This window comes from Lacicoccus qingdaonensis, from assembly GCF_900101075.1.
GTDB classification, from domain to species: Bacteria; Bacillota; Bacilli; order Staphylococcales; family Salinicoccaceae; genus Lacicoccus; species Lacicoccus qingdaonensis.
In genome coordinates this window covers 1-11,678 of sequence record NZ_FNFY01000044.1, presented here as the reverse complement: position 1 = coordinate 11,678, position 11,678 = coordinate 1, and the positions used below count along the sequence as shown (strand labels likewise).

7 protein-coding genes and 3 pseudogenes are annotated in these 11,678 nt (G+C 35.1%); 7 read left to right on the top strand and 3 right to left on the bottom strand.

The genetic code is table 11. The annotated features are described in order from the left end of the window. Positions 1 to 94: 94 nt before the first annotated feature. Positions 95 to 598, bottom strand: a pseudogene (locus tag BLR15_RS13300) (DUF4372 domain-containing protein); the annotation flags it as partial. A gap of 989 nt (positions 599 to 1,587) precedes the next feature. On the opposite strand from BLR15_RS13300, the gene BLR15_RS13295 reads away from it, so the two are divergent. Next, complete coding sequence (locus tag BLR15_RS13295; RefSeq protein WP_092988277.1) at positions 1,588 to 2,739, top strand: hypothetical protein; 1,152 nt, start codon at positions 1,588 to 1,590, stop codon at positions 2,737 to 2,739. Between the two features lie 45 nt (positions 2,740 to 2,784). After that, the gene (locus tag BLR15_RS13290; protein ID WP_092988275.1) at positions 2,785 to 4,746 is read left to right on the top strand and encodes a heparinase II/III domain-containing protein; all 1,962 of its coding nucleotides are present in this window, start codon (positions 2,785 to 2,787) and stop codon (positions 4,744 to 4,746) included. A 103-nt stretch (positions 4,747 to 4,849) separates the two neighbouring features. Here the strand turns inward: BLR15_RS13290 and BLR15_RS13285 are convergent, their stop codons facing one another. After that, entirely contained in the window at positions 4,850 to 6,094 is a 1,245-nt protein-coding gene (locus BLR15_RS13285; RefSeq protein WP_092988273.1) for an accessory Sec system protein Asp2, read from the bottom strand. Between the two features lie 321 nt (positions 6,095 to 6,415). Between BLR15_RS13285 and BLR15_RS13280 the strand changes: the two genes are divergently transcribed. From BLR15_RS13280 to BLR15_RS13270, 3 genes and pseudogenes are all read left to right on the top strand, one after another. Further along, entirely contained in the window at positions 6,416 to 6,922 is a 507-nt protein-coding gene (locus BLR15_RS13280) for a hypothetical protein (RefSeq protein WP_143004005.1), read from the top strand. Between the two features lie 145 nt (positions 6,923 to 7,067). Continuing rightward, positions 7,068 to 8,510: pseudogene (gene istA / locus BLR15_RS13275) on the top strand (IS21 family transposase); the annotation flags it as partial. Further along, positions 8,500 to 9,261, top strand: a complete 762-nt coding sequence (locus BLR15_RS13270; RefSeq protein ID WP_091472528.1) for an ATP-binding protein — start codon at positions 8,500 to 8,502, stop codon at positions 9,259 to 9,261. The pseudogene istA (BLR15_RS13275) and the gene BLR15_RS13270, both read left to right, overlap by 11 nt. Before the next feature lie 45 nt (positions 9,262 to 9,306). On the opposite strand, the gene BLR15_RS13265 is transcribed toward BLR15_RS13270, so the two are convergent. Beyond that, positions 9,307 to 10,287, bottom strand: coding sequence for an acyltransferase family protein (locus BLR15_RS13265; protein ID WP_143004004.1), 981 nt, complete (start codon positions 10,285 to 10,287; stop codon positions 9,307 to 9,309). Positions 10,288 to 10,492: 205 nt separating this feature from the next. Here BLR15_RS13265 and istA (BLR15_RS13260) point away from each other — a divergent pair, with 205 nt between their 5' ends. Together istA (BLR15_RS13260) and BLR15_RS13255 are read left to right on the top strand one after the other, a co-directional pair. Then, complete coding sequence (gene istA, locus BLR15_RS13260) at positions 10,493 to 11,317, top strand: IS21 family transposase (RefSeq protein ID WP_407927613.1); 825 nt, start codon at positions 10,493 to 10,495, stop codon at positions 11,315 to 11,317. Between the two features lie 134 nt (positions 11,318 to 11,451). After that, a pseudogene (locus tag BLR15_RS13255) lies at positions 11,452 to 11,678 on the top strand (IS21 family transposase); the annotation flags it as partial.

Genomic DNA, 11,678 nt, shown 5'->3' with positions numbered 1-11,678 from the left:
ACAAACTTAGACAACATTCATCCACAAATTGCATTGCCGAAAACCGACATTTCTAAATTGCCATAAACCTACATTTTTAAATTGCCGTTGACATGATGACGGCCTTTTCCGGGTAAGACACCCCTTTTTCCATAAACACCAGCCGCAAATGCAACTTGACGCCGGCTTTGGTTTTGCGGAATTCCGCCCACTTGTGATTCGTGAGATGCAGGGGCAAGGTGCTGGAATCAATGATTTTTAACGGCATGGCGGATTGTGTGTGCCGGGTTTTTGAGTGAATCTGTGCCACCAGCTCCAGGAAAAGTGTCTTGCATACCGCCGGGTCCAGTCCGTTCAATCGACGGGACAGTTGGGAAATACTGATTGAATCCAGTTCCACACCGGCTTGGAGGTGGTCGTCGAACAGACAATCGCTCAGGGCGTGGAGACTCTCGACTTCTTCCAGTTGCGCAAACAGCAACAGTTTCAAGAAAGATTCCGTCGTCAGTTTCTTTGTATAATAATCTAATTTCAATCCTTTCACCCGAGCATCAAGTAATCGCATATTAATGGGTGAAAGCCATTGCTCAAATGAAGTGTTTCGTGTATCCTTATCCATATGTTGGGTCCTTTATAATTGGATTTGGACGGGAAATCACCTGACCAATCTATTATAAAGGATTTTTTGTTGGCTTAAAATGAAAAAACGCAACATTTTGAGTATTATTAATAATCAGTATAAATTTATGCAATACTAGTGAGCAACAGTGAAAACCAAAATAAACTCATTCGACAGTCGATACCAACAGACAAGCCCAGTCGTCCGAATAGTGAAGCCCATGTTTTACGGACACAGTGGTGGATGAATACTTATTCAAGAAAGATGTTATATTACCAGACGCCACAAGAAGCATTCATAGAAGAGATAAAATACGTTGTATAGAAAAAGAGTAAATGTTTTTCTCCCTATCGAGAGAAGGCACCCTAACTTCTTTTCATAATCTCTGATACCAGGTGTACTATAAATGGTTAACTTGAACTAGAAATTTGTTCATAAAATTTTATATAAAATTAGGTAGCTTTGAGTTAATCACTCCTGTTGCAATTGTTTTTTCGTATACAAGCTGGATTCTTTAAAGTCAGATGTTATGTTGTATTTACAATAATCTATGTTAAGATGTACAACTAATAATTGTTTCACATTATTAAATGTCTACAATTCATCTTACATTGCAATTAACCAAGGACTGTACAAAATGAAATCATATAAAGTTAAGAGCATCTAAAAATCACAAAAAGATAGTTTGGAGAATCAATTTTACTTTATTTTAACAAGTGTAACTGTATCTTAGTTATAACAAGAAACATAGCTATAACGTCCACCTCATAATTTTTGCCATGATTATAATAAATGTATTCTAATAATTTCAGTTAATCATATCGTCAAATACGATAATGTAGATTGGTAATATTATAATTGATCCTTGAAATATTTAGTGTAGATTCACATTTAAAACCTTATGAAAAGATTAGAGTATGGATATTAATTCTTTGTTCAGTACTAAAAAGGAAGGTATGTGTTTATATCGTGATGGAGGTTCGAAAAAAATGAAAATATCTTTTGAAAATATAAAACAAGCTGCAGGATATATAAAAGTGGATTATCAAGATGAAAATCATTCTCATTTTATTGAGTTCAAGTTAAATGTACCAATTTTTATAAGAGAAGATTTAATTGCACTTGCATTAGCAACACTTTGTGGTACAAAATATGATGAGATCAGTATGGAGTTAACCGTTTCGAAAATTACTAAAGAAAATATTGAAAAATTCACAAAATCTGAGTTATTTATTAAAACAAACGAATATCCTATGGTGGAATCTAAATCGAGAGATAAACATACTTTAAATTTTAGTGGAGGATTTGATAGTTTAGCTTCACTACCTTTTCTACCCCAAAACTCATCACTTGTTTCAATGAATTTTGGTGGCCCTTTCCAAAGGGAACTAGCAATGATTAAAAAATTTGATAGTCACATTGTAACTACGAATATATTAGAGACTGATTTCAGAAAAAACTCATGGCTTTTTATGCTTATTGCTTCTATATTATATAAGGATTACTTAGATACAACATTCAATATCTCCGGGGGTGTCATTGGAGCTGGATTTCTGAAAAACTCTAGGTTCATCACTAATTATGCAACACCTTCACTGATCACAGCTGCTAACATGAAAAGTATCCCGTACACATTATCATTATCCGAAATTGCTGCAATAAAAATTGCTTCTCAAAATTATCCTCATCTCATGGATGATTCACTTGTATCATTAGCCAATCCAAAAGAAGAGAAAAGATTTAGAAAACAATTATTGTTGGAAATTGAAATTGAAAGATCAAATTTAGATATTTCAATACCTAATAGAGTTACGCCACCTAAACAACCACATTTTAATTGGGGAGATAATATTCTATTAGACCATTTAGCCTTATATATAATGAAGTACCGTGGCTATGACACAGCACTTTTAACAGTGAATAACATACCTGAAGATTCAATAAAGTTGGTGGACAAACTAGAACTATCGTTTTATGATCGTTACTTTACTGACGTTCTGAAATTTATTCCTAAAAAGTACCATAAAAACTATATGAATACATTAATTGATTCGGGAATTAGACCATTTGAAAAAAATGATTGGTACGAATACTCTGAGACTCTAAACTTTTTGAGTAAATATCATAATATTATTCAATAAATTTATGGAAATATTCCAAATACATTTATAATTGTAGGTGCTTAAATGTTAAACTCAATTTTTCAATTAATGAATAAATATAGTATAAGTAGAGAACAATCTATTGAGATTGCTGATTCTATATATAGTAACAATCTAATAATTAAATATAAATACATACCAAAGCAGATTGGTGAGAAAACAAACGTTTTGAAATTCGACGAACATTTTAATTGGAATATAGAAATGGGTACTTATACAAATATGGCGATGTTACATTTGCATGCATGGGAGCCTATTAATTACTTATTACTAGGTTATCACTATACAAAGAATAATAAGTATCTGATAAAATCTAATGAATTAATAGAAGATTGGTATACGCATAGCTTAGAAGCAAATCATAAGTATTTATACTATCCACATTGTGTTGCTGATCGTACATTAATTTTGGGGTATCTGATTGAGCTTAACAATCTTAGTATCTCTTACGATATTGTGAATAAATTGGTGGATAAGCACAAAGAATATTTATTTTCAGAAAGTAACTATGTTGATTATAATCATGGAACAATGCTTGATCGTTCATTGTTACTTTTAGCAATATTACTTGATGACAAGTCTTTATTTAACTTTTCATTGGAAAGACTACAGAATAATATTAAAAATACTTTTACAAAAAATATGATTTGTAAAGAAAATTCCTTCACTTATGCCATTTTCAATTTGGAATTAATTGTAAGTGTTCAGAAGTACATATTGGATAAGATTAATATCAGTTTAATAGATAAATTTGATACTAAAATAAATAAGGCGCTTGATTTCTTAGATATTGTAAAAAAACCAGACGGAAAATTACCGATATATGGTGATGGTGAATTAATTGATAAGAACAAATTGGGTAGTTCCATTTTAAAAAAATTTTACTCTACTCATAGTTTATTTAATGAAATAATAGATTTTGGATATAATCTTGAGACTCATTACTTTAAGAATGAGTCTTACATCATTGTAAAAAGCAACTATTTTTACTTATTTATTAGAACTGGAGATATAATTAAGAACCACAAACATGCCGATGATTTATCTATAATATTATACCTAGGAGAAGATGTATTTGTTGATCCCGGGATATACAATTATGATAAAGGTGAAATACGTGATTATCTAAAATCTTCACATGCTCATAATGGTGTTGTTCTAAATAATGAAAATTATGATTACCTGAAATCTAATAAGAAAAAAATATATATCGAATCTGTTAATGAATACGAGAAATTTATTCATATTGTGTTAGTAAACAACTGCTATTCTTATGCCAACATTACTAGAAATGTATATATAATTAAGCAAAATAATTCTATAATTATTGCAGACAATATATATTCACCTATAAAAGTTTCCTCTTCTCAAACTTTTAATTTGTCCAAACATTTTAAACAGAATTTTGTTATAGATTTGAAGAGTCGTAATAATTTGATTATAAACAATAAATTCCTCTTACAAAGTTTGAGCAAGGGGGATTTAAAACTCTCTTATCATAAAAAGAATCTTTATTCTGAGTTTTTCCAAAAATATGAAGTGATACCTAAAATAGAATTTGTTAACGTTCAAAGTGACGTTAATCAAATAACATATGTAGGGAAAGCTAATGATAATATTACATTAGAGGCTCAAGGGAAAAATGATAAATGTATCTCATTAATATTGGACGATAAAAACATTTACCTCCCCTTTAAATATAATAAAATCGATATCAATATTGAAAAATACATTAATATTTATAAGCAAAACCAAGTGCACTATATTGAAATCCATTTTAGTCGATTCGATAATCAACAATATGCGATTTATATTTATAACAGTAAAAATGAGAAAGAAGCTATATTATGGTATCAAGATAGTCCTGTTTTTAAACATAAATTCGTAATGAATGATAAGTATAGAATTCGGTGTTTTATAAAAGATAAGGTATCAGGTGAAAAATCTGAATTTAGTATGTATAAACAAATTAATAATTCCATATAGTATGATCTGCTAGTGTAGTAAATTGCGCCACAAAAGAATGTATATTAAATAAACTAGATTCAAAGACCATTTTAAAACGAAAGTCTTTGAATCTAGCTTTGAATTAAATGAGAGTAGGATTTTCTTTGATAACAACTTTAGTCCCATCACACGATTTAATGTAACATTTTATCTTATAATCATTTATTGATTTGATAATGCGTTTGAATCTATTATTTTTTTGAAAAGGAATAAACTCTAACAATTCGTCATTTTCATAAATATAAAATGCAAATGTAACCTCATCTTGTTTAGTTGTATTTATTTCATAGCACAATTCATTATTTTCAATTTTTGCAATACTGCTTAATATATCGTAATAACCTGCCCCATTAAACTCTCGACTTATTAAGTATCTATAATGCTCTCTCTTTTTATTATCCGTAATTAAAATGTAAGTAGAGTAATAACCAGGTTTATCAGGGATGAAGTTTCCGTTAATATCATGTAAGAATTCTTCAGAATCTACTTTAGAATAGATATGCAAAGTATAGTTATCATTATTACTTATATAAGTTAAGTTAACATTTATACCGTCTTTACTATTGGATGTGCAAACATCATTTAATTCTATCCCATATAGCACTTTTAATAAAGTAATATTAAAGAATTTAGGAAAATAGGTTGAGATTTCACTATGGTTTTTCATTTCATCCGATTTTTCAAGATAATAATCTATTTGCATATCATCCAGATATTCTATAAAAGGTGCTACATGGGTATTGTACTGCCAATCATTTTCACTAGTCATTAAATACATATTTGATCTGACAGGAGATTGTAACTGTTCAAATATAATATTATTCAACTCAGAAAATTTCTTATTATATTCATCAGATTCTTTGTGACCAAGTAAAAATTCTTCAGATTCGGGTCTTCTTGTACTTATCAATTCCGATATTTTGGTTTGAAAACCGCCAGAAATTATTGTTCCGAATTTATATTTAAGTCCATAATATATTGCAGCGCTTCCTCCTTTAGAAGATCCTAAAGCTATCACATTTTTCATAGGTATATCTAAAAATGCGACAGTATCTAATATTAAAGAAATAACACTTGATTCAACATCGAAATTTAATTTTTTGCCTAGATAGTAAGAACCTGTTTCACCATTGTCATCTAAAATAAACAGTTTATGGCAATTAATATAACGTAATGAATTTACATAATTATATTTGTGTTTAATTTTTGAGGTTTTATCCGCGTAACCAGAGAATATAACTATTAACTTATCACAGTCAACGTTAGATTTTTCAAAATAATATTTAATATTAGAGTTGTTTTTATATACTTTTTCATTTTTATACATACATGTCTCCTAACATTATTTTGTGACGTTTGTTAGTATGTTGATTATGAATAATATGATAAATACAATTGTAATGCAAATAATTATGTGTAGATAATTATCGACCGTTAAATGAATGCTGCTTTATTTTTATATGTAGTTAGAATTTGAATTAATACAAACCGTACAATAAATATAATGCGTATTTTGAATTTAAATTTTTCTTAATTTGTGCCATTTTGTATTGTAAATCTATTTTTTATATGTAGAATATAATTGATGAACTTTTCAAAAAGTATTCATTTAGCCAAGTTATATAAGTAAGATGACTAAAAATTGAAAATGAAAGGATTTGAGTGTGGTATGAAAAAATTTTTTCTTCTGGGTGTTAGTATGTTTGTCTTAGCAGGTTGTGGTGGAGATTCAGAGGAAGCAAATGGCGAATCAGAAGAAGGCATGGGAACTTTAGATTCTGAATCAGAAGAAGAAATTGAGTCGGAAAATGATAATTCTACTGAGAGCGAAGAAGAAGCAAATAATGAGGATTCATCACACGATAGTGGATTACTTGATTTAAATGATACTGATCCGGGGTGGATAAATTATGAAGGAGAACGTACTGGCAGTTCTGAATACCAGACCACACCTCCTGTGGAGTACGATCCAAGTCTCCAATATGAAATAAGCGTAGGTGCTTACATAGCATATTTTAATGGGGATGAATTTATAGACACAGTTCAACAAGGTTCTTCAGGACAAATTGAACAAGTTGAAGAAGCTGATACCATAAGAGTAAGTTATCATAATTCTTTTGCAGATAGAATTTCATTGACAGAAGAAAGTAATTAATCGTTACTTAGAAATATGTGAAATAGCCAGGAGTCGATATGACCTCTGGCTATTTCAATTTTAATTATTGTTTATGATGTTCATTACATCTTCTTTTAAAATAGGTCGCATAGTTCTGGAATACGTGTTATTTATATGACCACCGGTCATTAAACGCACCATCGATACTGCGAAGCAGCACAAACTCACTTATAAGGAATTGAGTGGCTGGGAGGCCGACCGGATTGATACATTTTTCGGACCCAAGCCGTCGACATCCAGTCAACGGGAGATGCATTACACCATGCCGGATTATGCGGCTTTATCTAAGTCGCTCGCTCAACCTGGGGTGACGATGCAGTTACTATGGGAAGAATATGTGGATGTCTGTCGGCATAATCATCAGCCCTACTATCGTCTGACACAGTTCAAAAGGTACTTTAATGATTATTTAAACAAGCAGTCGTTTACGCATGTCATGAAACACAAAGCAGGCGAACGTGTAGAAGTGGATTGGGCCGGCTCAAAAATACGTTGGATCGATCCAGATACTGGAGAAATCATTGATGGTTACCTGTTTGTCGCTGTGCTCCCATTCAGCGGCTACGGGTTCGCTCTAGGTTGTTATGACATGAAGCAGCCCAGCTGGATTAATGCGCATATTCAGATGTTCGAATACTTCCAGGGGGTGCCGATCGTTACTGTGCCCGACAATTTGAAGACCGGGATTACGAAGCATACCCGGACGATGCTCAAAATCAACGAAACCTATGAATCGATGGCGAACCATTATCACACCATCATTTTACCCACCCGGGTCCGTAAACCGAAAGACAAACCATCCGTTGAAAACACTGTGAAATCGTTGACGACGCACATTATTGCACGCATGCGGAATTATCAATGTTTCGGGCTGGATGACTATAATGAGCATTTGAGAAAAGAGTTGGACCGTTTCAATCAGAAGCCATTTCAAAAGAAGCCGGGCTCACGGTTCTCCATGTTTAATGATATGGAGCGTGGTGTGCTACAACCCTTGCCGACGATGCCTTTTGAGTACTGTGAATATAAAACGGTCAAAGTTTATAATAATTCCCACATCAGTTATCAAAAACATCATTATTCTGTGCCGTATCAATATATCGGTCAAAGTCTCAAACTGAAAATTTATGCGAGAAAAATTCAGGTTTGGGATCAGGACCGGATGTTATGTGAACATGGTACGTTGAGTAAAATGCCGGGTGGCTACACCACAGTAGCCGAGCATTTACCTGAAAATAGTGCGACACACGGTCAGTGGAACAGCCAGCGCTATTTGAAATGGGCGCGGCACATCGGTCCGAATGTTCATTTAGTCGTCGAAACAATGTTTTCAGACGGTCCGGAACAGCGACACTACAAACGCGTCCATGCATTATTAAAATTGGCAGACACCCATTCAGATTCCGCCCTGAATGAGGCCTGCCAACATGCATTGGAACGGTCGGCCACTCCAGGCTATCGATTGATCAAACAACTATTGAATGCCGGCACGTCCCACTTAAAGTCTAGCACCTCGGAAAGTCCGGAACAATCCTTTTTGAGAGGGGCGGACTATTATGAGCAATAACCAAGTACGCTTACAAACGATTCTGAGCCAGTTGCGTGAAATGCGCTTGACCACAATGGCTTCAGAACTGCACAGTCTCTTTCTTTCAGAGCAGAACCATGCCATGACGCCACTGGACTGTTTGGAAATCATCGTCAATGAAGAGTATCAAATCCGTCAAGATAATCGCATTGAACGGTATAAGAAGCAAGCCAACCTGTCGCACAAAGAGGCGCAGATTTCAGAAATTCGTTATGCAGCCAGCAGAGGTTTACGCAAAGAAAGCATCGAACAACTATCGACCAACAATTATATTCAACATCACCGCAATGTCATCGTTCAAGGGGCCACCGGCACCGGGAAGAGTTATCTGGCGAATGCATTGGTCAACCATGCGATTGAATCCGGATTTACGGGTAAATATTATCGAATGACTGAACTTCTGAATGATATCGATCTGGCTGAATTTCATGGAACTTTGGACAAACTGTTAAAGAAACTGATGAAAGTGGATGTTCTTGTGATTGATGATTTTCTCTTAACATCCACTAAGGAACAAGAACAGAAACATTTGATGGAAGTCTTTGAATTGCGCAGCAGAGAAAAATCTTTAATTCTATGTTCTCAGATGTCTTCCGCTGAGTGGCATAAAAAACTAGGTGGCGGTGCGATTGCGGACGCCATTTTAGACCGGGCGTGCTCAAAATCATATCAACTCATTTTAAGTGGTGATTCTTTACGTAAAGAGGGTGGTATCGACACGCCGTTTTAAGTGGTAACAACAAACGCGATTTACATGGTATCGTAAATCGCGTTTTTATGGTAATTTAGCAGCACCGTAAGCAAAATGTTCGACAATGTTAAATCCGAATCGTTGATTATCCCTTATTGCCATAACCGGTAATCCAATCTCATCTCCTATGAGGTTAAGCTGTTCAACCATACCTTCTGGAGGTTCCTGAAAATCTGTATTTCCTATATCAGCTGTGGATACCACCAGGTCAATGTCTTGTTCATTTTCATTGAGATATTGTATTACTTTATCATTCCATTCCTTTTGAGGCGTACCTTCTTCATGTTCTGTAGAGAAACGACTGCTCACCTGAATCATATTCAGGATTCTAATTTGCTCTTCTTCAGCAAACTGCTGTAAAGCACCTAACCAATGTGCGGAATGGGAACTTCCCACGAGGGCAATAGCGTGTTCATAATCTTTTTGAACACCATATTCACCAATATTAAGTGTATTACTTGATTTGGCTTCAATATAACCATCTTCATAGGACTCAGCCAAATCTTCTTTTGCTTGTGCAAATGAAGGTATGAAATCTCTTTGTTCAACTTTTATATCTTCATCAATTACCAGGGCTCCAGGATAATCTTCTTGTAAGTACTCTCCATTAATATTTGTGACAGTACTTTGATGGTATGAATATAATCCAATTATCAATGAAAGGGTAAGTACCATGGCAGATCCTAATACGTATACTGATTTTTTACCCATATCCATTGATCTTATAGGAGTTTCAATGAATTCTGTCATTAACCATGAAAATACAAATGAGATAATTATAATGGCAGTGCCGACGAATAAGTCTGGATTGTCTTCGAAATGATATTGATAAAATGATAGCAACACCCAATGCCATAGGTAAAGTCCAAAAGCATAACTACCTGCTTTCATCATCCACTTCGATCCCAGTAAAGATTTTACTCCATATTTTGTATCAATATTACCAGAAACAAGTATTGCCGATGCACAGAGCATTGGCCATAAAGCAACATAACCCGGAAACATTGTTGAGACGTCGAAGACAATGCCTGTTAAAAACAATTGTGTATGGCAAAATGAAAGTGCAGAGCTTTGCAGGGAGAAAATGCAGAGTCCTGCACTGCTTTAATTGGTGCAGATATTAAAAAAGGACTTGCCAGCCACCCCAAGTCCCTCTACCGTTATTGGTGTCGAATCAATAACACAGTGGAGGTCAGGAAGGATGCTAGCAATGTCCGATATCAATTGTATCAAACACTTGAGAAACACCAAAGGTTTATCCATATCAGAAATACAAAAAACGTTAGGCATCAATTGGCGCACAGCCAAGAAGTATGCGGATGAAGATCAGTTGCCGATAGAGCAGCAGAAAAAGAAAACCGGAATGATGTATGAAGAGAAATGGGGAGAGATCGTCTCCGGCTGGTTATTTGAAGACCGCAGGCTGAAACGGAAGCTGAGACGGAACAAGAAACAAATATTCGAAGAACTGAAAACCCATGGGTTCCCGGGTTCTTACCGCACCGTCTGTTACTTCATCGACGACTGGCGGCACAGCCACAGTACAGAAGACAGTCCGGATAAAGGCTATGAACGTCTGGAACATCCGCCGGGGGAAGCCCAAGTCGATTTCGGCACGATGGAGACCGTGCAGGATGGCGAATTCGTGGATGTCCACACCCTGGTCATGTCGTTTCCCTACAGTAACGCCGCCGTCGCCGTCCCTCTGCCGGGTGAGAATCAGGAATGTTTCCTGCACGGCCTGAAGACATTATTCAATCAATGCGGCGGTGTGCCGAAGCAGATCCGGATCGACAATCTCACACCTGCCGTAAAGAAAACCCGGTCCCGATTTGGCGAGGCTGAATTGACGGATGCCTTCATCCAGTTCCAGAACCATTACGGTTTCGAGGTCCAGGTGTGCAACCCGGGCAGTGGACATGAGAAAGGCAGTGTGGAGAACAAAGTGGGCTACGTCCGTTACAACTTCTTCAGTGCCTCACCGGTGATGAACAGTTTCGAGCATCTGACAGAGATGTTACATACACAGCTGTAACTGCTAAACTAGATTCAACAGTTTTCCACAATTAAGATCCAACAGTTCTCTACAAATAAGATTCAACAGGTAAGAATCAAAAGCCTGCTTTAGATATACTGAATGAGAGTATATTTAAAGGGAGAGAACAAGGAGTGGAAAGATGGATGATCTATCAAGAGATACACCGTTTAAAAAACATCGGATTTTCAAATAGTAAAATCGCCAAGCAATTAAAAATATCAAGAAACCGGGTCATTGATTATCTGAGTATGACCCCGGATGAATTCGCAGATTTTATCGGGTCGCTACAGCACCGGACCAAGAAGCTGGACCCCTATCAACATGAAATATTGACATGGTTGAAAGCATATCCGGATGC

What these genes read in the sequence shown, in the direction of transcription:
- BLR15_RS13290 (WP_092988275.1), top strand. Translation starts at nt 2,785, where the DNA reads ATGTTAAACTCAATTTTTCAATTAATGAATAAATATAGTATAAGTAGA.
- BLR15_RS13270 (WP_091472528.1), top strand. Translation starts at nt 8,500, where the DNA reads ATGAGCAATAACCAAGTACGCTTACAAACGATTCTGAGCCAGTTGCGT.
- istA (WP_407927613.1), top strand. Translation starts at nt 10,493, where the DNA reads ATGTCCGATATCAATTGTATCAAACACTTGAGAAACACCAAAGGTTTA.
- BLR15_RS13280 (WP_143004005.1), top strand. Translation starts at nt 6,416, where the DNA reads ATGAAAGGATTTGAGTGTGGTATGAAAAAATTTTTTCTTCTGGGTGTT.
- BLR15_RS13295 (WP_092988277.1), top strand. Translation starts at nt 1,588, where the DNA reads ATGAAAATATCTTTTGAAAATATAAAACAAGCTGCAGGATATATAAAA.
- BLR15_RS13265 (WP_143004004.1), bottom strand. Translation starts at nt 10,287, where the DNA reads ATGTTTCCGGGTTATGTTGCTTTATGGCCAATGCTCTGTGCATCGGCA.
- BLR15_RS13285 (WP_092988273.1), bottom strand. Translation starts at nt 6,094, where the DNA reads ATGTATAAAAATGAAAAAGTATATAAAAACAACTCTAATATTAAATAT.